The 22,492-nt window shown below is 68.3% G+C and carries 27 protein-coding genes; 7 read left to right on the top strand and 20 right to left on the bottom strand.

Annotated features, from left to right (window positions below):
- Positions 1-14: 14 nt before the first annotated feature.
- Together corA and EDF39_RS07210 are read left to right on the top strand one after the other, a co-directional pair.
- Complete coding sequence (gene corA / locus EDF39_RS07205; RefSeq protein WP_123941718.1) at positions 15-1,013, top strand: magnesium/cobalt transporter CorA; 999 nt, start codon at positions 15-17, stop codon at positions 1,011-1,013.
- Positions 1,014-1,189: 176 nt separating this feature from the next.
- The gene (locus tag EDF39_RS07210) at positions 1,190-1,552 is read left to right on the top strand and encodes a hypothetical protein (RefSeq protein WP_123941720.1); all 363 of its coding nucleotides are present in this window, start codon (positions 1,190-1,192) and stop codon (positions 1,550-1,552) included.
- A 36-nt stretch (positions 1,553-1,588) separates the two neighbouring features.
- On the opposite strand, the gene EDF39_RS07215 is transcribed toward EDF39_RS07210, so the two are convergent.
- Positions 1,589-1,918, bottom strand: a complete 330-nt coding sequence (locus EDF39_RS07215; RefSeq protein ID WP_199726156.1) for a hypothetical protein — start codon at positions 1,916-1,918, stop codon at positions 1,589-1,591.
- 82 nt (positions 1,919-2,000) lie between these two features.
- Positions 2,001-2,693, bottom strand: coding sequence for an SDR family NAD(P)-dependent oxidoreductase (locus tag EDF39_RS07220; protein WP_123941722.1), 693 nt, complete (start codon positions 2,691-2,693; stop codon positions 2,001-2,003).
- Positions 2,694-2,795: 102 nt separating this feature from the next.
- Here EDF39_RS07220 and EDF39_RS07225 point away from each other — a divergent pair, with 102 nt between their 5' ends.
- Positions 2,796-3,701, top strand: coding sequence for a helix-turn-helix transcriptional regulator (locus EDF39_RS07225; protein WP_123941724.1), 906 nt, complete (start codon positions 2,796-2,798; stop codon positions 3,699-3,701).
- A gap of 39 nt (positions 3,702-3,740) precedes the next feature.
- Here EDF39_RS07225 and EDF39_RS07230 read toward each other — a convergent pair whose 3' ends face one another.
- The 6 genes from EDF39_RS07230 to EDF39_RS07255 all read right to left on the bottom strand — a co-directional run bounded on the left by EDF39_RS07230 (position 3,741) and on the right by EDF39_RS07255 (position 9,054).
- Positions 3,741-4,229 (bottom strand): glutathione peroxidase, encoded by a 489-nt coding sequence (locus EDF39_RS07230; protein ID WP_123941726.1) that lies wholly within the window; start codon positions 4,227-4,229, stop codon positions 3,741-3,743.
- 123 nt (positions 4,230-4,352) lie between these two features.
- Positions 4,353-5,243, bottom strand: coding sequence for an ABC transporter permease subunit (locus EDF39_RS07235; RefSeq protein WP_123941727.1), 891 nt, complete (start codon positions 5,241-5,243; stop codon positions 4,353-4,355).
- The gene (locus EDF39_RS07240; RefSeq protein WP_123941729.1) at positions 5,240-6,187 is read right to left on the bottom strand and encodes an ABC transporter ATP-binding protein; all 948 of its coding nucleotides are present in this window, start codon (positions 6,185-6,187) and stop codon (positions 5,240-5,242) included. Before EDF39_RS07240 ends, EDF39_RS07235 begins: the two co-directional genes overlap by 4 nt.
- 223 nt (positions 6,188-6,410) lie before the next feature.
- On the bottom strand, positions 6,411-6,611 hold the full coding sequence (locus EDF39_RS07245; RefSeq protein ID WP_123941731.1) for a hypothetical protein: 201 nt from the start codon (positions 6,609-6,611) through the stop codon (positions 6,411-6,413).
- A gap of 152 nt (positions 6,612-6,763) precedes the next feature.
- Entirely contained in the window at positions 6,764-8,101 is a 1,338-nt protein-coding gene (locus EDF39_RS07250; protein ID WP_123941733.1) for a M18 family aminopeptidase, read from the bottom strand.
- A gap of 152 nt (positions 8,102-8,253) precedes the next feature.
- Positions 8,254-9,054, bottom strand: a complete 801-nt coding sequence (locus tag EDF39_RS07255) for an alpha/beta fold hydrolase (RefSeq protein ID WP_158613183.1) — start codon at positions 9,052-9,054, stop codon at positions 8,254-8,256.
- A gap of 57 nt (positions 9,055-9,111) precedes the next feature.
- On the opposite strand from EDF39_RS07255, the gene EDF39_RS07260 reads away from it, so the two are divergent.
- Positions 9,112-9,804 carry an NAD(P)H-hydrate epimerase gene (locus EDF39_RS07260; RefSeq protein ID WP_123941737.1) on the top strand — a complete coding sequence of 231 codons (693 nt, stop codon included), beginning with the start codon at positions 9,112-9,114 and terminating at the stop codon, positions 9,802-9,804.
- A gap of 115 nt (positions 9,805-9,919) precedes the next feature.
- Here EDF39_RS07260 and EDF39_RS07265 read toward each other — a convergent pair whose 3' ends face one another.
- A complete protein-coding gene (locus EDF39_RS07265; RefSeq protein WP_123941739.1) occupies positions 9,920-11,359 on the bottom strand; it encodes an MFS transporter in 1,440 nt (479 codons plus the stop codon).
- Between the two features lie 221 nt (positions 11,360-11,580).
- Complete coding sequence (locus EDF39_RS07270; RefSeq protein WP_123941741.1) at positions 11,581-12,240, bottom strand: PadR family transcriptional regulator; 660 nt, start codon at positions 12,238-12,240, stop codon at positions 11,581-11,583.
- A gap of 179 nt (positions 12,241-12,419) precedes the next feature.
- On the opposite strand from EDF39_RS07270, the gene EDF39_RS07275 reads away from it, so the two are divergent.
- On the top strand, positions 12,420-13,412 hold the full coding sequence (locus EDF39_RS07275) for an alpha/beta fold hydrolase (RefSeq protein WP_123941744.1): 993 nt from the start codon (positions 12,420-12,422) through the stop codon (positions 13,410-13,412).
- A gap of 62 nt (positions 13,413-13,474) precedes the next feature.
- Here EDF39_RS07275 and EDF39_RS07280 read toward each other — a convergent pair whose 3' ends face one another.
- From EDF39_RS07280 to EDF39_RS07290, 3 genes are all read right to left on the bottom strand, one after another.
- Positions 13,475-14,092 (bottom strand): hypothetical protein, encoded by a 618-nt coding sequence (locus tag EDF39_RS07280; RefSeq protein WP_123941746.1) that lies wholly within the window; start codon positions 14,090-14,092, stop codon positions 13,475-13,477.
- 4 nt (positions 14,093-14,096) lie between these two features.
- Positions 14,097-14,375 carry a hypothetical protein gene (locus tag EDF39_RS07285; RefSeq protein WP_123941748.1) on the bottom strand — a complete coding sequence of 93 codons (279 nt, stop codon included), beginning with the start codon at positions 14,373-14,375 and terminating at the stop codon, positions 14,097-14,099.
- Positions 14,376-14,473: 98 nt separating this feature from the next.
- Entirely contained in the window at positions 14,474-15,331 is an 858-nt protein-coding gene (locus EDF39_RS07290; RefSeq protein ID WP_055959803.1) for a CoA ester lyase, read from the bottom strand.
- Positions 15,332-15,492: 161 nt separating this feature from the next.
- Here EDF39_RS07290 and EDF39_RS07295 point away from each other — a divergent pair, with 161 nt between their 5' ends.
- A complete protein-coding gene (locus EDF39_RS07295; protein ID WP_123941750.1) occupies positions 15,493-16,887 on the top strand; it encodes a hypothetical protein in 1,395 nt (464 codons plus the stop codon).
- 97 nt (positions 16,888-16,984) lie between these two features.
- Here EDF39_RS07295 and EDF39_RS07300 read toward each other — a convergent pair whose 3' ends face one another.
- From EDF39_RS07300 to EDF39_RS07330, 7 genes are all read right to left on the bottom strand, one after another.
- Complete coding sequence (locus EDF39_RS07300; protein ID WP_123941752.1) at positions 16,985-17,773, bottom strand: hypothetical protein; 789 nt, start codon at positions 17,771-17,773, stop codon at positions 16,985-16,987.
- A gap of 20 nt (positions 17,774-17,793) precedes the next feature.
- On the bottom strand, positions 17,794-17,997 hold the full coding sequence (locus EDF39_RS07305; RefSeq protein ID WP_123941754.1) for a hypothetical protein: 204 nt from the start codon (positions 17,995-17,997) through the stop codon (positions 17,794-17,796).
- A gap of 399 nt (positions 17,998-18,396) precedes the next feature.
- Positions 18,397-18,795: a DUF2809 domain-containing protein gene (locus tag EDF39_RS07310; RefSeq protein WP_123941756.1), complete on the bottom strand. Its 399-nt coding sequence runs from the start codon at positions 18,793-18,795 to the stop codon at positions 18,397-18,399.
- A 64-nt stretch (positions 18,796-18,859) separates the two neighbouring features.
- Positions 18,860-19,738, bottom strand: coding sequence for an SseB family protein (locus tag EDF39_RS07315; protein ID WP_123941758.1), 879 nt, complete (start codon positions 19,736-19,738; stop codon positions 18,860-18,862).
- A gap of 143 nt (positions 19,739-19,881) precedes the next feature.
- Positions 19,882-20,691 (bottom strand): alpha/beta hydrolase, encoded by an 810-nt coding sequence (locus EDF39_RS07320; RefSeq protein WP_158613184.1) that lies wholly within the window; start codon positions 20,689-20,691, stop codon positions 19,882-19,884.
- 107 nt (positions 20,692-20,798) lie between these two features.
- A complete protein-coding gene (locus EDF39_RS07325) occupies positions 20,799-21,014 on the bottom strand; it encodes a hypothetical protein (RefSeq protein WP_055959785.1) in 216 nt (71 codons plus the stop codon).
- An 86-nt stretch (positions 21,015-21,100) separates the two neighbouring features.
- Positions 21,101-21,739: an N-acetyltransferase gene (locus EDF39_RS07330; protein ID WP_123941762.1), complete on the bottom strand. Its 639-nt coding sequence runs from the start codon at positions 21,737-21,739 to the stop codon at positions 21,101-21,103.
- Between the two features lie 123 nt (positions 21,740-21,862).
- Here EDF39_RS07330 and EDF39_RS07335 point away from each other — a divergent pair, with 123 nt between their 5' ends.
- Positions 21,863-22,477 (top strand): TetR/AcrR family transcriptional regulator, encoded by a 615-nt coding sequence (locus EDF39_RS07335; protein ID WP_084815983.1) that lies wholly within the window; start codon positions 21,863-21,865, stop codon positions 22,475-22,477.
- Positions 22,478-22,492 lie beyond the last annotated feature (15 nt).

The following is a 22,492-nucleotide window of genomic DNA, read 5'->3' on the forward strand; positions in this document are numbered from 1 at the left end:
GCATCCTGGTCGGCATGCCACTGATCGACAACGGCGTGTACGTCGCCGGGAAACGTACCCACACCCCCGCGAGCCTCGAAGAGACCTACCGGCTTATGCACGAGGGCGGCGGCATGGGCTGGATTGGTCTCTATCGGCCGAGTCCGCAGGAGATCCGCTCGGTTGCGGCCGAGTTCGACCTGCACCCGCTGGCCGTCGAGGATGCCCTGCTCGGCCATCAGCGCGCGAAGCTCGAGCGGTACGACGACATCCTCTTCGCCGTGCTCCGCCCCGCCCGCTACATCGACAGCGAAGAGACCGTCGAGTTCGGCGAGCTGCACATCTTCCTCGGCCCGGAGTTCGTGGTCACGATCCGTCACGCCGAGTCGCCCGACCTGATGAAGGTGCGCCACCGCATGGAGGCGTCGCCCGATCTGCTGGCCCTCGGCCCCGAAGCGGTGCTCTACGCGATCCTCGACCAGGTGGTCGACGAGTACGAGCCCGTCATCGCAGGCCTCGAGAACGACATAGACGAGATCGAGAACGACCTCTTCAACGAAGAGAGCACCGGCCTCTCGGAGCGCATCTACAACCTGTCGCGCGAGGTCATCAACTTTCAGCGCGCCGTCGTTCCGCTCGTGAAGATGCTCGACGGGCTGCAGCGCGGCAGCGAGAAGTACGGCGTCGACGTCGAGCTGCAGCGCTCGCTCCGCGACGTGCAAGACCACACGCTGCTCATCGTCGAGCGGGTCTCGTCGTTCCGGGCGATCCTCGACAACGCGCTGACCGTGCACGCGACCATCGTCACGCGTCGGCAGACCGATCAGAGCATCCAGCAGAACGAGGAGGTCAAGAAGATCTCGTCGTGGGCGGCCATCCTGTTCACGCCGACGCTGATCGCCTCGATCTACGGCATGAACTTCACGCACATGCCTGAGCTGAGCTGGCGCTTCGGCTACCCGTTCGCGCTGCTGCTGATGGTCGCCGCCGGGTTCGGCCTCTTCTGGGTGTTCCGGTCGCGGCGCTGGCTCTGAGGCTGGGCCCGGGCGGTCTCGTCCGAATTTGAAGGAGAAACCGCGGCCTGCTGACGAGAACATGCGGATCGGCGGCCCTCGCCGGCAGGTTTCTCCTTCAAATTCGGCAGCAGGGTCGCGCCGTGCCACCTGCCGCAACAGCAGATCGCAGACACTCACCCGCCTAGAGTGGTCGGATGCCCACACGCCGCGACGCCGCCCTCCGCCTCGACATCCCCCTCGAGATGGCGACGCGCCACGGCATCCCGGCTCGCCTCAGCGAGACCGAGCTCGCAGCCATCGAGCAGGATCCGCCGGCGTGGCTCGTGCAGTCCCGCGCCAACCGCACGGGTAAGAAGCCCGTCTGGGCCCACCTCGAGTGCGTCGTCTGCGGCTTCTCCGAAGACGTGCGCCCCAAGAAGTGGTGGCCGGAGTGGACGTACCTCTCGTGCGACTTCCACGGGGCCGACGAGGTTCCGGAGCCGGCCGAGGGGTATTCGCGCACCGAGGTCGACGACATCGGCAGCCGCTTCGTCGCGCTGGTCGACTGGACGCTGTAGCGACGCAGCCGCGCCCCAGCCGACGCCGACTAGGCGCTACTCGCCGTCGGCGGCTTTCGCCTCAACGGTGTCGGACTTCTTCTCCGACTTCTTCTGCGCATCGTCTTCGGCGGCCTTGTGGGCGACGATGAGCTCGCGCTCTTTCGACAGCGAGTCGATCGTCGCCGGGTCGAGGAAGTCGATGAACGGGTTCGTCTGGCCGGTCTTCGCCTCGACGATGTTCGCGTAGGTTGCTGCCGCGCTGCGCAGTTCGGCGGCGGCTCGGCCGGCCTTCTTGCGCGGGACGGGCTTGAGGCCGACGATCTGCGCGTGCTTCTCGAGGGCCTTGGTCAGATCTTTCAGGGCTGTGTCGATCTTCTTGGTCACGAGCACATTGTGGCCTACGAAGGTGAACACGCAACTCCGGGCTGTCGGCGGCACCTGTTGTGCTTCCGACAGCCCGCAACCCCTAGAAGGCGGCCACTCCGTCGCGGTCGATGAACGTGCCGCTCGGCGCGCCGGCACCCCGGGTGGCGAGCTCGACGATGGCGTCGGTGCCCTCGGTGACGGTCTGGTGCCCCGAGTTGCCGTTGAGATCGGTCGCCGTATAGCCGGGGTCGGCTGCGTTCACCGCGATTCCGGGCAGCGCCTTGGCGTACTGCACCGTCAGCATCGTGACGGCCGACTTCGAGGCCGTGTAGAGCGGCGCGACGACGGTCGATTCGATGCGGTCGGGGTCGTGCACCGACGCGAAGGATCCGAGACCGCTGGTCACGTTCACGATGGTCGGCGCCGCGGAGGCCGTCAGCAGCGGGAGGAAAGCGTGCGTCAGCCGCACGATCCCGACGACGTTCGTTCCGAAGACGAGAGCGGCGTCGTCGCCGGCGATGTCGGCAGCGTCTTTCTGCGGGCCGGTGATGCCGGCGTTGTTGATGAGTACGTCGAGACCGCCGACGGCCTTCACCGTCTCGACGGCCGCATCGACCGAGGCGTCGGAGGTGACGTCAAGCTGCACGAAGTGCGCGCCGAGAGCATCGGCGGCGGCCTGTCCGCGGGCGGTGTCGCGGGCGCCGATCCAGACGGTGTGGCCGGCCTCGATGAGGCGGCGGGCGGTCTCGTAGCCGAGACCCTTGTTGGCTCCTGAGATGAGTGTCGTTGTCATGGTTCGAGTCTGCGCCCCGCACCGAGCGTCGCCCAGGCTCCGGTCAGGGGACGGACCGGCGGTACCACCCTGTCGGAGCCGGGCGGGGAGACAATGGTGACCATGTCGGATCCTCACGGCGATCTCGCCGGCCTGCTCAAGTCGTGGCGCGATCGACTCTCACCGGCCGACGTCGGGCTGCCGGCGGGCCCCAACCGCCGGGCCGCCGGTCTGCGCCGCGAGGAGCTCGCGGCCCTCGCCGGGCTGAGCGTCGACTACGTCGTGCGGCTGGAGCAGGGGCGGTCTCGCAATCCGTCCGATCAGGTCGTCGCATCGATCGCCCGTGTCCTGCAGCTGACCAGCGAGGAGCGCGATCACCTCTTCGTCGTCGCCGGTCTGCTGCCGCCGTCGCGGGGCGAGTTGCCGCGACACATCCCGCCCGGGGTGCAGCGCCTCGTCGCCCGCCTCGGAGCCACCCCCGTGGCGGTCTTCACCGCGTCGTGGGAGCTACTCACCTGGAGTCCGCTCTGGGCGGCCCTGCTCGGTAACCCCTCCACCCTGGCGGCGGGCGAGCGCAACCTGCTGCGCGCGTCGTTCGGCGGCACTCTCCTGGCCGGGCCGGAGGGACATCCCGTGCGGTCGGCGAGCGGCGACCCCGAGCATCTGCAACGCTCGCTGGTGGCCGACCTGCGCGGGGTGCACGGGCGGTACCCGAACGACCAGTCGGTGCGACGACTGGTCGACGACCTGCTCGCCTCGAGCCCCCGCTTCGCCGCGATGTGGGCGACCGCCGCCGTCTCCGAGCACCAGTCGGAGCGCAAGACGATCCTGCACCCGCTCGTCGGCGACATCGAGCTCGACTGCGACGTGTTCAGCGCCGCCGGGTCAGACCTCCGGATCGTGGCGTACACGGCCGCGGTGGGGTCGTCCGCGGCCGACAAGCTCGACTTCCTGCGGGTGTCGGCGGTGGCAGCGGTGTCGGCGCTCGAGGCGCAGCCCTCTGCATCGGCCGGGTCGGGGTCGGTGTAGCGGATCCTGCGCCCTCGTCGCGGCTTCGCTTCGCTGGAGTCAGGCGGGGAGGTTCGCCTCGACCAGAGCAACGAACTCGTCGGCCGCGGGGCTCTCTTGCGGGCGAACACGGGCGACGACACGGCCGCCGGGGGCGACGAGGTACTTCTCGAAGTTCCAGGCCACGTCGCCGGCCTCGCCCGTCGCGTCTGCGACCTGCGTCAGCTCGCCGTAGACCGGGTGCTGATCGGCGCCGTTGACGTCGACCTTCGCGAAGACCGGAAAATCGACGCCGTACGTCGCGACGCAGAACTCCTGGATCTCGGCGTTCGTGCCGGGCTCCTGGCCATTGAACTGGTTGCTCGGAAACCCGACCACCTGCAGGCCGCGCTCGCGATACTTCTCCTGGAGCTGCTGGAGGTCTCCGTATTGCGGGGTCAGCCCGCAGCGGCTGGCGACGTTGACGACCAGCAGCAGTTTGTCGTCGTAGGCGCCGAGCGTCGTGGTGTCGCCGGTCGCGGTGTCGACGGGGATGTCGTAGAGGCTCATACGTCCAGCCTACGACCGACACCTGTCGCGCCCACCGCGTGCCTTAGCGCCGAGATCGCACTTGTCGTCGGGTGTCCCCGACCACAAGTGCGATCTCGATACTCAGCCCGGAGGCGTCAGCGGTTAGGCGTCGCGGCGCTTCACCAGGATCACGGCGAGGATGCCCGTGAGAATCACCCAGCCGACCATCACCACGAACCCGAAGAACTGATCGAGGGTGACGATCCCGTCGACGACCTTCGCCTCGCCGGCGCTGTAGCCGAACATGAGTCCGCCCGCATTCGACGGCAGGAACGACGCGATGTTCGCCGCCCACTTCGCATTCGTCAGGCCGGTGAAGATCTGGAGCACGATCGGCATGACGAACAGGAGTCCGATGCCCGCCGCGATACCGCCGGCGCTCGCCCGGATGATCGCCCCGAGGAACAGCGAGATCAGCCCTGCGAGAGCCAAGAACCCGGCCCCGCCGACGAGGGCGAGCCAGAAGCTGCCGTCAGACCAATCGATCGAGATGTTGCTCTCCGAGTCGAGCAGGGGAGTGGCGACGAGTGTCGCGATGACGAGCGACACGAGGCCGACGACGAAGGTCACGACGCCGAACACGATCGCCTTGCCGAAGAGCGCACCGAGGCGACGCGGGTCGGCGGCGAAAGTCGACTTGATCATGCCGGTGCCGTATTCGCCGGTGATCATGAGCGCGCCGAGCACGGCAGCGATGAGCACAGTGAAGTTGATTCCGAGAGTGACCGCGACCGTGGCGTTGGCCATGCCGGATCCTGCCGCCGTCGACGTCGTCGAGCCGTCACCCGGCCCGCCGCCGCTTCCCACACCGACCGACGCCACTAGCGCGGCGAAGCCGATGTTCAGCACCAGGATCAGCAGGTAGCACCAGAAGGTGGAGCGCAGCGAGCGGAGCTTGATCCACTCGGAGCGGAGGATCCCGCCGAACGTCAATCGAGACAGCGTCGAGTGCGTCGACGAGCGGCTGGGTGCAGGAGCGGTAGCGGTGCTCATCGCACGACCTCCGGGTTCTTGGTGGCGGTCGAGGGGGCGGCCGCGGTGTCGCGGTACTCCACCTCGTCGGCGGTGAGCGCCATGTAGGCGTCTTCGAGGGAGCCGGCGAGCGGCGTGAGTTCGTGCAGCACGAGGCCCTGCGAGGCGGCGATCTCGCCGATGCGCGACGACGGGAGGCCGTGCACCTCGAGGAGGTCTGCGGCGGTTCCCGTCACGGTGACCCCTGCCGTGTTGAGGAGGGGAGTGAGTTCGGCGACCTGGGGCGTGCGGACGCGGACGCCGTCGCCCTTGGCACGGGCGAGCACCTTGTCGACCGACTCGTCGGCGATGACGCGGCCGCGACCGAGCACGATGATGTGGTCGGCGGTCTGAGCCATCTCGCTCATGAGGTGCGACGACAGGAACACCGTGCGACCCTCGCGAGCGAGGTGCTTGGCGAGGTTACGCACCCAGACGACGCCCTCGGGGTCGAGACCGTTGACCGGTTCGTCGAGGATCAGCGTCGCCGGATCGCCGAGCAGGGCTGCCGCGATGCCGAGGCGCTGCCCCATGCCGAGCGAGAACCCGCCGACACGCTTCTTGGCGACCGACTCGAGGCCGGTCAGCGCGATGACCTCGTCGACGCGCTTCTTGCCGATGCCGTGGGTGGCACCCATTGCGAGAAGGTGGTCGAAGGCGCTGCGCCCGCGGTGGACGGCCTTCGCGTCGAGCAGGACGCCGACCTCGCGAAGAGGGGCGCGGTGCTCCGAGTAGTGCTTGCCGTTGACGGTCACGTCTCCTTCGGAGGCGCGGTCGAGGCCGACGATCAGGCGCATCGTGGTCGACTTGCCGGCGCCGTTCGGCCCGAGGAACCCGGTGACCATACCGGGCTTCACGTCGAACGACACGTGGTCGAGTGCGACCCGGTCGCCGTAGCGCTTGGTGAGATTCTGTGCGTGAATCATGCTGTTTGCTCCATGGCTCTGACGCTATTGGCGATCGGTCGCGGCCACATCGTCCTGCGGTACCACGGCCTGTGGCACTGTGCGCCCGAAGCGTGAGGCACCCCCGGGCGGCCAAAGAACCCCCGGCTGCCAGCCCTCAAATGGCCAGACGGGGGTGCGTCAGCGGCGTTGCGACGCGGCGCGGCGGCTCGCGGGCGCGGCGCCAAGGGGGAGGAAGTGCGAGCTAGCTGGCCTGGGTGGGGATCTCGTCGGTGCCGGGCTCGGACTCGAGCTCGAGGAAATCCTCGTACGACGGGCCCTGATCCGCCGACGGCCTCACGGGCGGGACCTCTTCTGCCGCCTGCGGAGAAGGCCTGCGGCGCTTGCCGAGATGCTCGACGTGCACCGGCGGCACGCGCGGATCACTCGAGTAGCTACTGGTCATGCCAGCACCGCCGGTCGCGCACTCCGATCGGACCCCCGCTGGCTCCTGTAGAGCTCCATGCCAATGAATATGGCAGACGGTTCGGTCTACATCAAGGGGGTACGGGCGGGGTTGACGCGCGCGGTTGCGGACGGCTAGAAGACCTCGCTTCGTCAGTCGCGGCCGCGGAAGAACGCGCCGGCCGCAGCAGCCAGCGACACGAGATCCTCGACCCCCGCGAGTTCGCGGGCTGAGTGCATCGACAGCAGGGGCACACCGACGTCGATGGTGCGGATGCCGAGGCGCGTCGCGGTCAGCGGTCCGATCGTCGAGCCGCAGGGAACGGCGTTGTTCGACACGAACGGCTGGAACGGCACCCCGGCGCGCTCGCACGCGGCGGCGAACTCGGCGCTGCCCGGGCCGTCGGTGGCATACCGCTGCTTGGCGTTGATCTTGAGCAGCGGGCCGCCGTTCGCCACGGGTCGGTTGCCGGCGTCGTGGCGCTCCGGATAGTTCGGGTGCACGGCATGGCCGGCGTCCGACGAGAGACACCAGGATCCGGCGAGAGCGCGAATCCGGTCGGCCTCATCGGCGCCGAGTCCCGCCGATACCCGAGCCACCACGTTCGCGAGGAACGGCCCGCTGGCACCCGAGGTGCTCTCCGAGCCGACCTCCTCGTGGTCGAACGCCGCGAAGACGGCGATCGAATCGGAGTCGGCGAGGGCGTCGGCGTCGCGCAGCAGCGCGGTGAGCCCGGCGTGGACGCTGGTCAGGTTGTCCATGCGGCCCGCGGCGAGGAGCTCGCCGCCGAATCCGAGGCGGGCGGGAGCCGCGGTGTCGGCGACGAGCACGTCGTGCCCGCGAACGTCGGAGGCCGAGATGCCGGCGAGAGCTGCGAGTTCGGCGAGGATGTCGGATCCTCGTCCCGTGCCACCGGCCACGCCGACGATCGGGTGCAGGTGCCGCTGGGGGTCGAGGGTCAGTGCGTCGTTCACTCCGCGGTCAAGGTGGATCGCGAGTTGGGGGATCCTGAGCACCGGACCGGAACGCACGAGGTGTACCGAGCCGTCACGGGTGACGAGACGACCCGCGAACTCGAGATCGCGGTCGAGCCAGGAGTTGTACAGAGGCCCGCCGTAGACCTCGACGCCCGCCTGCAACCAGCCGTGGCTGCCCGTGTCGGGGTTCGGCTTGAGCTTGAACGAGGGGGAGTCGGTGTGCGCGCCGACGATGCGGAACGGGGTGGTCGGTGTTGCGCCGGCCGGCTGGATCCACGCGATGACGGCGCCGTCGCGCACGACGAAGCGGCGGCCAGGGCTTGCCGACCAGGCGTCGCGCTCATCGAGCCTGTCGAAGCCGGCCTCGGTTAGGCGCCGGGCGGCCTCAGCTGCAGCGTGGTACGACGACGGCGAGGCCTGGATGAACGAGGCGAAGTCGGCGACGTGGGCATCGAGGGCGTGGGTGTCGTGCGAGGTGTTGCCGTGATTGGAGGTGTCGGGCGCGGTAGTCACGCCGTCAAGACTGCCTCAGATGCGCCCCTCCGCCGAATTTGAAGGAGAAACACCCTCGGCTGAACGCAGTCATGCCGATCGGCAGGGGTCGCCGGGCGATTTCTCCTTCAAATTTGCACGCACGCAGCACGCAGCACGCACGCACGCACGGGCTACGCGGCGCCCTGCAGTTCGACGTAGGTGCGGATCAGGTCGCACACCTCGTCGACGGGCAGCAGTGACGAACTGTGATCCTGGCCGATCAGCTCGAAGAAGCTGGCGGTCGCCATGCGCTTGGCGGCCTCGCGCGATTGTCGGAAACGGTCGGGGTCGTCGGTGCCGGCCAGCAGCAGGGTCGGCACGGTGATCGCCGCAGCCCCGTCGAGGCCGAGCGGCTCGGCGGCCTCGATGCCGTCGAAGTACGCGCGCAACGCCACGGGGTCGTTCTGCCGAAAGGCGAGAGCTGTCGAAGCGTCGATCACCTGGCCTCGGTGGGCGCCCCACGCGTCGACGAAGGCGTCCATGCCCCCGGTGTCGAGCGCCTCGCGCCAGGTCGGAAAGAAGGTCAGCGCGATTTTGTCGGTCATCGCCTCGAACGATCCGCCGATCGTCGTGAGGGTACGGAGGCGCTCAGGGTTCGCGGCGGCGATCCGGAGGCCGATGCGGGCACCGATCGAATAGCCGACGAAGTGCACCGGGCCGAGGCCGGTGGCGTCGAGTACCGCGAACACGTCGGCGATAAATGCCTCCGGCTGGTACGACGCCGCGTCGTGCGGCTTGCCACTGCGCCCGTGGCCGCGGAGGTCGACGGCGATGACCGTGAAATCACGTTCGAGGTCGCGGAGGTAGCCGAGGCCGCGCCAGGTTCCCTTTGACAGGCCCGAGCCGTGCACGAGGAGCAGCGGGTCGCCGGATCCTGACACTTCGTAGGCGATTCCGGTGCCGTCGGTCGGGTTTCGGGTGGTCGCACGCATCAGACCATTCTGGCGTGCGGCGGAGCGCTGTAGCGACCGCGGTGCCAGCATGGCGGGATGACTTTTGGATACTCGTCCGACCAGATCCGCGCCGCTGAGAAACCTCTGCTCGACCGCGGCGAGCCGCTGATGGCGCGCGCCGCCGCCGGCCTTGCGGCCGAGATCGAACGGGTGCTCGCCACGCGAGGAACGACACCGGGCGTGGTGCTGGTGATCGCAGGATCCGGCGACAACGGCGGAGACGCGCTCTACGCCGGGGCCGCGCTCGCCGAAGCGGGGCACGACGTGCGGATTCTCACCACCGGCTCGCGCGTCCACGACGCGGGGCTCGCCGCCGCGGTTGCTGCGGGCGCGTCGGCTTCCGCGCGCGACGCCTCGGTCGATTCGGACGCCTTCGCGGCCGTGCTGAGCGGCGTGGATGTGGTGGTGGACGGGATCCTTGGGATCGGCGCAGCCCCGGATCCTTCGCTTCGTGGTCGCGCCCGCGACGTCGTCGAGGCCGTTCGCCCGCGGGTGCTGATGCGGATGGCCGGTGCGCCCGTGGTGGTGGCGGTCGACGTGCCCTCGGGAGTGGGGCCGGACGACGGCAGCGTGCCCCATCGGCTGGTGCTGCCGGCCCTCGTGACCGTGACGTTCGGCGCCGTCAAGGCCGGGCTGCTGCTGCCGCCGGCTTCCGGTCTCGCTGGTCGGGTGCATCTCGTCGAGATCGGGCTCGACCTGTCTGGCGTGGAGCCCGCTGTCGTGGCGTAGCCGCCCAACACCACAAGGCCGCCCAACACCACAAGGCGGCCCTACACCACAAATCGGGCATGACACCGCCCATCGACGGTGACATGCCCGAAATGTGGTGCCAGGCGCTCCGGCCCTAGGGCTTCACGACACTCAGCGGCTGCGTGATCGACTCCAGGCCCCTGCGCTCGGCGTCGACGCCGAAGATCGCGGCGACAACGGCTCCGACGATCATGATGCCCGCGCCGAGGAAGTAGCCGATGGTCAGCGGGCCGCGGTCGGTGCCTTCGCCCACGAGCGCGCCGTAGACGACGGGTGCGATAGCCCCGAAGATCTGCGCGATCGCGAAGAAGTATGAGATGGCCTGGCTGCGGATCTCGAGCGGGAAGATCTCCGACACGGTGAGGTAGGCACTCGACGCACCGGCCGAGGCGAAGAAGAACGCGACACACCAGAAAATCGTCTGCGTGGTGGCGGTCAGCAGGTCGGCACTGAACAGCGCGGCCGAGACCGCGAGCACGGCACCCGAGACGAAGTAGGTGCTGAAGATCATCTTGCGGCGGCCGATCGTGTCGAACAGCGGCCCGAGCACGAGCGGCCCAACCAGGTTGCCGATGGCGAAGGGGAAGAAGTACAGCTGAGCGTTGCTGTCGCTCAGACCGTAGAAGTTCGTGAGCACGAGCGCGTACGTGAAGAAGATCGCGTTATAGAGGAACGACTGCGTGATCATCATCGTGGCACCCACGAGGGTCCGCTTCGGGTACACCTTGAACAGCACGTGCATGATCGTCGTGAACGGGATGCTGTCGGTCGACTTGACCTCCATGGCGAGCTTGTCGTCGACCGGCTCGAGGTGGCCGCCCTCGCGCGTCACCCGTGCCTCGATGTCGTCGACGGTGGCCTCGGCCTCTTTCTCGTAGCCGTGGGTCATCAGCCACCGCGGGCTTTCCGGGATGTTGCGGCGCAGGAAGATGATCAGGATCCCGAGCACCGGCCCGATGAAGAACGCCAGCCGCCAACCGACATTGACGTCGAAGATCGCGCGGTTCAGGAAGAAGTAGTTGGTGGCCGCACCGAGGGCAGCGCCGCCCCAGTAGGTGCCGTTGATGGCGATGTCGACCCGGCCGCGGTACTTCGCGGGGATCAGTTCGTCGATGGCCGAGTTGATCGCGGCGTACTCGCCGCCGATGCCGAGACCCGCGACGAACCGCATCGCGAACAGGAACCAGACGGCGGGGGAGAGGCCGGCGAGACCGGAGCCGACGAGGTAGATCACGAGCGTGAGGATGAAGAGCTTCTTGCGGCCGAGCTTGTCGGAGCGGCGGCCGAAGACGATGGCGCCGACCACTTGGCCGAGGAGGTAGGTGGTGCCGAGGGCGCCGATCTGCCCGGACGTCATGTTGAACTCGTCGGAGAACCCGTTCGAGGCGACGATCTGGATCTCGAGCCCGTCGAGCACCCATGAGATACCGAGGCCCACGATGATCGACCAGTGGAATCGTGTCCAGGGCAGGCGGTCCATCCGGGCCGGAACGAGGCTCCTCACCGGCCCTCCGGTGTTCGTCGCAGTCGACATCCGTCTCTCCCTCTCGCGGTGGGCGCACCGCCGATGGGTGGTGCAACTCGAGGTGACGATAGTCGCGGGGCAAGCTGCTGTCCGGAAAATCCTGCGGGGTGTGCAAAAGCCTTTGGAGCGACGAAAACCCTCGCGGGCGGCCGTCGAGGTGGTCGTAGGACCACCTCGCAGGCCTTCCCGCGAGGGTTTAGGCGCGGTTGACGAGCTCAGCCCGCCAGGGCTCAGTCGGCGAGGATCGTGTAGAGCGCGCGACGCAGCTCGTCGATCTTCTCCTTGCCGGCGGTGCGCTGCTCCGGCGTGGCATCGAAGGCGAACTGCTTGATGACTCCGGCGAGCTTGACGGCAGAACCGATGAACTCGTCGTGGTGGGCGTCGGTCTCGGTCGCGTCGCCCCAGGCCTTGGCGATCTCGTCGCCGTGCTGGCCGACATAGACATGGCCCTCGTCGGTGAGCTCGTAGACCGACTGGCGGCCCTCGCCCGAGACCGTGATGAGGCCCTCGTCGACGAGCTGCTGCAGAGTCGGGTAGACCGAGCCGGGGCTCGGGCGCCACGCGCCGTCGGTGCGCTCGCCGATGGCCTTCATGAGGCCGTAGCCGTTGGCCGGAGCGTCGGCGAGCAGCGACAGGATCGCGAGACGCACGTCGCCCTTGCGGGCCCGACCGCGGCCACCGCGACCGGGGCCGCCGAAGCCGAAACCGGGGCCGCCGGGGCCGAAACCGAAGCCGGGGCCCATGCCCATCGCGCCGCCGCCGAAGCCGCGACCACGGCCGCGGAAGGGCCCGAAATCGCTGCGGCCGGTGGGGCGGTCGTCGTGGTGGCGGCGCTGGGGGCCGTCGTGGCTGTCGTTGTGATTGCTGTGGTTTTCGTAGTGGGTACCCATGGGGTACTCCTTTCGTGAGGAGTAAAAAAGTGGGGGGCGGGGCGAATGATCGGGCCGCTCGCGCCGGTTCGTTCCGGCGATAGCTCAAAGATATATCGCGATAGTTCGTTAAGTCAACACCACGGGTGAGAAAAGCCAGGATCCGACGGCTCGCCGCACCGCCCTGCCAGACTGGGCCGATGGCTCACCGCAATTCCACCGACGTCACCGTGTCTCGCGTCGAGGCGACGCTGAACGGCGGCGACGAGGTCTACGTCCGGGTGTCGACGATCGGCGACTCCGGCACCAGGCCCTTCGTGCTCGTGCCGGGAATCGGCGTCGCCAGCAACTACTTCGAACGCCTCGCCCCGAACCTGAACCAGTTCGGCCCCGTGCACGCGCTCGACCTGCCCGGCTTCGCCGGTGTGCCGCACCCCGACAGCGCCCTCACCATCCGCCAGTACGCCGACCTGGTCGGTCGCGTCATCGACGAGATGCAGCTCGACGACCCGGTCGTCGTCGGCCACTCGATGGGAACGCAGGTCGTCACCGACCTCGTCGCCCGCCGGCCCGATCTCTCGACCGTCGTGCTAATCGGCCCCGTCATCAACCCGAACGAGCGACGCCTCCTGACGCAGGCGATCCGGTTCGTGCAGGCGGCCTTGCACGAGCCCGGCCGAGTGAAAGCGCTGGCTTTCTCTGCCTACCTCTTCTGCGGGGTGAAGTGGTTCTCGCGGATCCTGCCCAAGATGATGACCTTCCCGCTCGAACGAGCCCTGCCTCACGTCAAGGCCGACACCCTCGTGATTCGCGGCGAGTTCGACGCCGTCGCCCCGAGCGACTGGGTCAAGCGGGTCGGCGAGCTGCTGCCGTCGTCGCGGCTCTGGGAGATCCCGGGGGCGGCGCACTCGGTGATGCACGCCAACGCCGAGGAGGTCGCTCGGCTCTGCGTCGAGCACGCTCAGCAGCCGATCGAATACGACGAGGGCGGCACCCTGCGCGTGTTCGACCACAAGGCCGCCGGAATCCAGCGGCCGTCGATCGACGAATCCCCGGCGACGTTCGTGAAAGGGGTGCGCGGGCGGATTCTCGAGGCCCTCGGGATGCTCAAGCGCGACGATGCGCTGATCGCCGAGGGTAAGACGGAGCACGCCGAGGCGACGCACGAGGCGCACGAGCGCGCCGAAGAATAAGGCATCGGGTGTCGTGGCACGGGGCGAGTCGCGGCCGGGGCGAGTTGCGGCTCGGGGCGCGACTAGCGGTAGTTGCCGGGCCAGTCGAACGCCGGCGTGGGGCGGGCCGTCGTGCCGGCGGGAGCCACCACGAGATCGATGCTGTCGAGATTGTGCAGCACGATCGACGCCGGGTTGCCGGCGCGACGCTGACCGTCGACGAAGACCGTGAGCACCTCGCCGATGTCGCCGCCCCGGGCGCCGACGTGCCGCGCGTCGAGCCGCACATTCCACTCGGTGAAGAACTGCCCGAGCGTGAAGTCGCGCCGGTCGGGCGACTCGACGTGAATGATGCCGGAGGTGTCGTGCGTGTGCAGGGCCGTCGCGTAACGGTTGTCTTCGTCGAGTCCGATCTGCCCGGGCACCGTCGCGGCGACCCCGTCGATCGTGATCGACAGGTGCGTGTGGATGTGCTGCTGGAGCTTCACGCCGTAGACGTTTGGCAGGTCGGCGGCTGCCGCGCGCTCGCGCCGCTCGCTGACCGGGGGAGCGGGCCAGGGCGGCTGGGTCGATTCGCCGTGAGCGAGGCTCGTCGACGTTGCTCGGTCGTGCGCGACGCCGATGCCGGCGATCAGGCCGACGACCGCGAGGGCGGCGACCAGAGCAAGAGGGGAGCTGAGGATCCGAGGGCGGGTCGCCATGGAGTCACTCCCCGGCCATGATCAGAGGTGCGAGCAACCCGACGATCCAGACGCCCAGGAGCGCCCCGGACAGGAGGAACACGACGACCGTGCGCTTCCGCGCGGGATTGCCCGGCGCCGAGCCCCACATCGAGCTGCGCTGGACGACCACGTGGGCTTCGCGGACGATGCGCTCGACGCTCTCGTCGGAGCGATCGAGCGCGCCGTCGTGCGCGAGGGCGACGATGCGCTCCGCCTCGGGCAGCGTCATGCGCGTCACGCTACGGCGGGGGTGACCAGGCATGAGCCCAGCGTGCCACGTCGGGCTGTGACGCGCTCGGCCGTGCGTCTCGGTACGGCCCCGGGGTGCCGCAGTCGACGCGGCAGCCCGTCTGGCCGCGGTTAGTTCGGGAGCACGCCGAACGCGCGAGCGAGACGATCGATCTTCTGTGCCCGGCCGAGACGCGGCAGGTCGCTCCCGTCGCGAATCTCTCGGCCCCGGCTCTCGAAGTCGGCGAGGAAGTCGCGCGCCCACGCCGTGTCTGACGACGTCGGGCTGATGACCTCGTTGATCACCGGCAGCTGATCGACGTCGAGACAGAGCTTGCCGGTCAGGCCGAGAGCCACAGCGATCGACGACTGCTCGCGGAGCACGGGGTGGCTCGATCCGACCGTGGGGCCGTCGATCGGGCCGGGCAGCTCGCCGATGCGTGACGCGACGACCAGCCGGGAGCGCGGGTAGGCCATCGCCATGTCGTCCGCACTGGTGCCGGTGTCGCGGCGGTAGTCGCCCGAGCCGAACGCCAGGCGGAACGCACCGCGCGCGCTCGCGATCGACGGAGAGAGCTCGATACCGACCGCCGACTCGACCAGGGCCAGCACCCGCTTCACGCCGTGCAGGCGGTCAAAGGTCTCGGTGACGTGCTCGGCGGCCTCGGTCTTCGCGAGCATGACCCCGAGAAGCCCGGGGAGGCCGACCAGGGCGTCGACGTCGTCCGACCAGAAATCACTGGAGCGGTCGTTGATGCGCACCCACGCCTCGCCGCCGCCTTCGAGCCAGGCGACCACGTCGTCGCGGGCCGCGGGCTTGCGCTTCGGGTCGACGGCGTCTTCGATGTCGAGCACGATCTGATCGGCTCGCGACTTCGCTGCCGAGTCGAAGCGCTCCGGCTTGGTGCCCGGAACGAGCAGCCACGATCGGGCGATCTCGGCATCGGGTCGCTGGCGGGCCGGCGCGGGGCTGGCGGAAGTCTCGTTCATGGCACCTCGTGATGTTCGTCGTCGATACGTCGATAACACGCTACCGGGCTGTGGCAGAGGCTCGCCTGGACGCGCCGGTTCGGTCGGGAGCGGCGGGGGAGCCGCTTCGAGAGCTCCACTCGGGGTACTGTCCGCGTGACTACCGATCACGAGGAGCAATCATGACGGATCCGAACACGCCCGCCCCGAAGGGTGAGCACGACGGCGACGAGCCCGTGACAGCACAGTCCGAAGCCGTTCCGAACCACCAGACCGAGACCGGCCAGACCACCGAGCACGACGCGCCGCGGGAGCCCGCGGTGGCACCGGAAGACCGCGTGCCCGCGACCGAGCCTGAGGTGCACGAGACAGCAGCTCCGGAAACAGCGCAGGATCCGGCAGCCGCCGCTGACTCCGCCGCCGCCACGCCCGCGGAGCCCGCTGGTGCCGAACCCGCCGCCGAGCACTCCGCAGTCGCTGCGCAGTCCGAGCCAGCCGAGCCCGCCGTCGCACCCGAAGACCGCCCGGTACCGCCGCTGAGCGAGCCGACCAGCCAGGTGTCGACGGGTGCCCCCGCGACGGGAGTCCTTCACGACGACAGTGCTCTGCGTGCAGCGGAGGCCGCTCGCTCGGACGAGCCGTCGGATCCTTCGCCTTCTGCCCCGGTTGCACCGGGCTCCGCTCCGGCCCCCGAGTCGGACGACCTCGGCGACACGCGCCTGACCGCCGCCGGTGCCGGCGCGGGTGCCGCAGCGACCAGCTCGACCGCCGCGTGGACCCCGCCCCCGGCCCCGGCCTCGCCGAGCGAGTACGCGGCGCCGACATCGGTCATCACGCCGACTCCGTACGCGCCTCCCACGCAGGCCATGCCCGCGCAGACGAGCACGACGCCCATCTCGAACCTCGGCACCTCGCCCGCCGAGAGCCTCGGATTCACCGACGGCATCGCCGGCGACAACGGATTCACGCCCGAGGAGATCGCGCAGCGTCGGCAGTTCCGCGACGAGTTGGCGTTCCAGCAGAAGCAGGAATTCGGTGGCATTAACTTCGGCGCCGGCTTCTTCGGCTGGCTCGCCGCCGTGGGCCTAGCCGGTCTGCTCTATGTCATCGTCGGTGGCATCGCCGGCGTCTCGGGCTTCGCGCAGCCCTCTCTGCTGACGGGGGAGCAGGCGACGGTCAAGTCGTTCGGCTCCGAGCTCAGCGCGCAGACGCTGCAGATCACCGCGCTGGTGATCGTGCTGGTCGTGCTGTTCCTGTCGTACTTCGTCGGCGGGTTCGTGGCCGGGCGGATGGCACGGTTCTCCGGGGTCAAGCAGGGTCTCGCCGTCTGGCTGTGGGGCGTCTTCATGACGGTCATCGCCGCGGTCGTGCTGATCGTCGTCGCCAGCCAGAGCACCACGGTCTCGACGCTGCAAGACCAGATGGATCCCGTCACCCTGCAGACCTTCACCTCGGTCGAGGCCCTCATCGCCGAAGGGCTGATCGTCGTCCTGTCGATCGGCGGTGCCCTGCTCGGTGGTCTCGCGGGCATGAGATTCCACAAGAAGGTCGATCGCTTCGCCGTCGAAGAGGCCTAGCTAGACCTGACGCTGCCGCCCCCGCCCGCGCCGAGAGTGCACAAATCGCCCTCTGCGTGGTCGGTAGGCGGCAGTTTCTGCAGTCTCGGCGCGAGCGTCAGCTGAAGTAGACCACGTCGGCCGGCGCCTCGAGCCCGGCCAGCAGGTGCACGCACACCTGCCACACGTCGTCGAACAGCACCTCACGCACGATGTGCTCGTCGTACCAGTCAGCGAGGTCGTCTCTCGTGACGCCGTCGGCCAGCGGCTCGAATGCCGACTCGGCGTCGTCGTGGGCGGTGAGGCGGCGCCCCAGCTCGGTGCCGGTTGCCCGGTCGACGAACCGGAGTTCACGAACCGAAGGATCCGACGGCGCACCGACCGGGCCCGTCACGTCGACGATCGGGTACCGCGCGCTTGGCGTCGGGCCCGCTGCCCTGGTGCCGACGTGCGCCGACACCACGTGCCCAGTCGCGTCGCCGGCTCCGACCGTGCTCGGTTCGCTCCGGTCGAGGCCGCTCGACGCATCGCGGACGGCTCGCTCGGCCGTCGCGCGAACCCGATCGCGGTGAGCGTGGCAGACCGAGGCGACGTCGCGCATCCACGTCTCGAGGCGTGCGATCTCGGCGGTGGTGAACGTATCGGCTGGCCACGACGTCGCCGAGAAGATGCCGATCTCAGGCAGGGTCTCCCATTCGAGCACCAGGCGCGAGAACGTGCCGAGTCTCGGCATCAGCACGAGTCGGCTGGTGGGGGCGCCGGTGGCGAAGTGCAGGTCGGGTTCACTCAGCAGGTCGTCGACGTCGACGGCGGCCCCGAATGCGGCTGCGGGCAGCTCGACCGCGACGGTGAGGTCGCGCCACCGGGACGCTGAGCCCCCCGGAGACGCTGGGCCCCCCGGAGGCACTGGACTCTCGGGCGACGCACTCACTTCTTGAGCACGAGGGGCAGCACGAACACGGCGAACAGGAAGAAGGCGGCAGCGAGGCCGAAGACGATCCAGGTGCTGCGCGGCAGGGTGGTCTGGCCCGCTTCTTCGCGCCGAACGAGACGGCGGTGGCGGGAGACTCCCTGCACGACGAGCAGCAGTACGAGGGCTGCCCCGAGCACGGACACGATCAGGATGGTCACGCTCTCCACTATCGCAGGTGAGACCGGGTGGTCGCTCTCGACGTCGAGCGAGTTCGCCGGTCTGGCTATACGTGTTGCGCAACGGGCTCCCTCTTGCCGGAGGGATTCGCTACTGTATACGAGCGAGCCGGCTGGTTACCGGTCGCCCGTGTCGATGACGACAAGTTCCCGTTCTTCTCCTGATCCGAGTTGCGGGTGGCTTGGCGTTCCTCTCGACACCCGCATGCCCCCGGCTTCGGCCGGGGGCATGTCGCGTGTCGGCCTGTTTGCACTGTGTGCAATTTCGGCAGGAGGACCGTCCTGCTGACACGGATACTGCTAACGTGAGAGTGTCTCGCGTAGTCGGATCAGGTATGCGAGCCAGACGAGCGGGTCACTTGCTGGGGGTGAGCCGCTTTGTCATGTCGGCCTCCTCGTGCCGGGCCGCCGTGATCGCTGCCAGGCGGTGTCGATCGTCAATGCCACGAGGGCACCCACCGCGTAGCCCAGCAGGTCGGTCGCGACGAACGTGCCGCCGAGCACCCACCGAGACAGGGGCGCCACTCGCGCTACGGCGTCGGGCAGGCCGGTGAGCTGCAGCACCTCGACGACTGCCGATACGACGAACGCGAAAACTGCGAGGCCGACGCCGGGTGATCGCGGCAGCAGCAGTGCCGCCAACACGAAGAGGAGGGCGGTGTAACAGGCCGACCCGAGCAGATCCCCGGGCAACCCCGGCACGATCAGCTTCGCGAAAACCCCGACAATCACGACGAGGATCCCTGCCGCCACCACCACCAGCCGCGATCGAGATGTCATACCCCTATCGTCCCGTCCCGCCGCGCCGGTTCGCGTCGTGCGCCGGGTTGATAGATGACCGCCGTCAGTATCGATCGGCAATCGCTGCGATCGGCACCACGGCAGGTTTGCCCGCGGGATTGAAGACGATACCGGCCTGACCGTCCTCCCGCGCAGACCGGGCGATGTTTGCAAAACCGGTCGGTTGAGCGTCGAGGTCGGGCGCCCAAGCCCAGACCTCCGCGGGGGATGTGAACGCTGGGTGGTACATGCTGCCGTCAGGCCCCTTCAGGGCCGGGACCATGATGCTCTCGACCTCTCCCTTGTCATCTCTGCGTGCGGAGAGACCGACGAAGACCACCGGGGCGGCTTCAGCGCGGTCGATGATCTCTTCGACCGGGCTACCCGCCACAATGGCTGTCTTCAAGATCTCGTTGACGCCGGCCTCATCGGTGAGTCCGCGGCGGATCTCGTCGGCATATGCGATGAAGACCGTATCGGGCGAGCCTGGATCGATTGCGATCCCGTCGTACGTGGTCGCAGCCATCTGGAGTGTGGCCGATGCGGGCTGACCGAGCGAGAGCGGAGGGGTGGTTGCTCCTCCGTTCTGCCGGTACACCGCCAAGCGGTCGTTATCCGTGAACGCCACGAGGAGCCGCTTGCCCGCGTTGTCGACCTGCGTTCCGATGGCGAGGGTGTCGCCTTTCGCGAACGGGGCTGCCTTATCGGCGATCTCCGACCCCGAGGCGTCGAGGAGTAGATCGCCAGTGGCGCACTGACGCAACACGGCGTACATGGTCTGTGCATTTTGGCTGGAACTCCATGGTTGGAGCGCGTCTTGCACCAAGCGGTTGACGACCAAGGTGCTTCCCCCGGAAGTCACGCTCGGCTGCGTGCTGTCCGCCGCCCCCGCGTCGTTCAGTGTTACGTCGTCCTTCTTGCTTTTCCTCGAAAAGATCCCCATATTTTGACGCTACCAGCGGGTGTTCACTCTGACGCTCGACGTGCGTCTGTTTCGTGTGCCTGACCTGTGGCCCTTGACTGGGCGAACGCAGCGGCGTGGCTAAGTGCTCATTCCACGGCTGGTCGTCCGTGCCGAAACGCCGGTCACTGACGTTGCTGGGTAGGAGGGCTCCAGGCGGCGATCAGAGCAATCGCGGACGCGAAGGCGTCGAGGTGCGGTCGATTGAGAAACGCGTGGTGCGTGCCCGGAAGTACGTGGTGCTCGACGTCGACTCCGGTGCTGCTGAGTTCGCGAGCAAAGAGGTCGCCTGATGCGCGCATGTTGTCGTGTTCCGCGTTGATCGCAAGGGTTGGCGGAAAGCCGGTCAGGTCATGGCCACCCGCGAAAGCCAGTCGGTTCGCCAGCGCATCCCTCGAGCCGGCGTAGTTGCGGTTCATGAGGTCCAACGCCCACGGCGCATGTGTGATCCGGCGGTGCCCCTGAGATCGCGCCCGGTCATCTTGTGGGCGCTGATGGGTGGCGTGGAAGAAACCGTAGGCGAAGACGGCGCCTGCCGGACGAAACCCCTCATCGAGGGCCTGGAGGGTTGCAGCCGCCGCGAGGCAGGCGCCCGCACTAGCTCCACCGAGGATCACCCCCGACGGCGACGCAGAAGCCACTGCGCGGTAGGCGGTGACGACATCGTTGAGAGCGTCGGGGAATCGGCCGCGTGCCCGCCCAGCACCCGAACTCGCCCACGTCATCCCGGGAGGCGGCGAGAGGCGGTACCCCGTGGTGGCGACAGTCAGCCCGTGTCTCGCGAGCGAGTCCGCGACGTCGTGGGCCTCCGGTTGCGCGGGGCCTCCTCGAAAGAATCCGCCGCCGTGCAGCCAGAGCAAGGTGGGTCCATCTTTAGCGTCGCCGTCCGACGGCGCGTACCAGCGGAGCGAGGTGGCGTCAGGTCGCTTGGTCACACCAGACCGTGATGCATGGGGGCAGCGCCGCGCGTCCATCTAGAGGGTGAACCGTAAGGCGGTTCACGTAGGCATCCGGGCGGGGCTCTTGCTCGCGCCGACCCCGTCTAGAAGTTCAGACCCGTGTTCGCTCCGCGACCGCGCGCGACATCTGCGGACTCCTCCGTCTTGGCCGATTCATCCCCGGCGCGGCGCCCACGCCCGGGGTCTGCTGCGAGCTCGATCTGCGTCTGCCGGCGTCGGCGCATGCCGAGGAGGAGAACCGCGACGATGGCTGCGGCGAGGATCACGAGGACAGCCAGAACGATGAGTGCAGAGAGCATTCTCTGACAGTAGAACCGACCCGGTAGTTGCGAAAGATCATGAGTGTCCGTTTGTCAGAAATTCACCCACGTCGCCACAAACTAGCTCAGAGAGCGTGGGCGACGGCCGGTCGCCACATTGCCATCGGCCGACCCGTGGGGAGCCCTCGAATGGTGCCGAACTCGACAAAGCCGAACCGGCGGTAGAGAGCACGGTTCCTCTCCGTCGATGACTCGAGGTACGCGCCCTCTCTGGCCGCATCGACGAGCCCGAGTCGGTGCGCGAGGAGAAGAGAGCCCACCCCGAGGCCTCGCGCCTCGGGGGAGACACCGATCTCGGCGAGGTACCAGTGCGGCAGTACCGGCCTCGGGCGCTGGAGTACTGCTCGGTATCGAAGAGCGGAGAAAGCCCCTCGGAGTCCCAACGCGTCGAGATAGGCCGGAATCTGCCCGAGAAACGGTCGCGAACGCTCCCGCCCCCGGCGGGGTTCCTCCCAGACCGCGGTTCCGAGGATCGATCCGTTCTCATCCACCGCGACGTCGACCGTTCGTGCCGCCAGGGGCCCCGATCGGAGCATTGCCCAGAACAGCTTCTCGAGGCGACCCCGCCGGTCACTGCCAGCAGAGACAAACGTGGCCATCACCGGATCCTTCGCGAATGCGTCGGCCAGCGGCTTCGTGGCGCCGCGCTCGCCGTTTCGAGCGGGACGAATGATGATGGACCGTGCCCTAGAGAGTTGAGTCATGCCTCGACTGTAAGACCCCATATTGGCCAAGTGGCCAAATGCCCCCAGCTCTGAGTGACCCCTCGGCATTTACCGGGCGAAAGCTCAGTTGGCCAACTGGCCACTACCTCGTATTCTCGATATATGACTGCTCCTCGCGAACACCGCCCGAGGAGCGAACGCCGCCAGCAGCTAATCGATGCCGCCGTGCTGGTCATGGCTGAGGAGGGTGTCGCAGCGGTCACTACGCGATCCGTCACGGGGCGCGCTGGTCTTCCTCATGGCTCGTTCGACTACTGCTTCGAGTCAAAGGCCGATCTGTTTTCGGCGATCCTTTCCCAAGAGATTCGCGTCACCATGACTGCGGCTTTCGATCCGCCAGCTGCAGCCGTGTCGGTCACCGAGCGAATCAGAGTCGGCCTCCAAGCACGTCTCGACCTCGTCACCGGCCGCCCCGACCATGCCCTCGCGTTGGCTGAGCTCTCCGCTTTCTCCTATCGCGACCCAGCCTTGAGCCACCTGATGCGATGGGAACAGGCGGAGTACTTACGCGAGGTGGCCCGCAATGTCGACGAATGGACGGCCGCGGCGAACATACGGTGGTCGGCTCCGACAGTGCAGGTTGCATCGCTGTTGATCGCCGTGGCTGACGGCATCGGTACCGCATGGCTCGCCGATCGCAACGACCAGGCGGCTCGCGACGCCGTCACCCTCGGGGCTAGGGCAATCGCCTCTCTTGTTGATACTGCTGAGCAGTAAGGCAGTGCCTGGAGC

The organism is Frondihabitans sp. PhB161 (assembly GCF_003814635.1).
Classification (GTDB): Bacteria; Actinomycetota; Actinomycetes; order Actinomycetales; family Microbacteriaceae; genus Frondihabitans.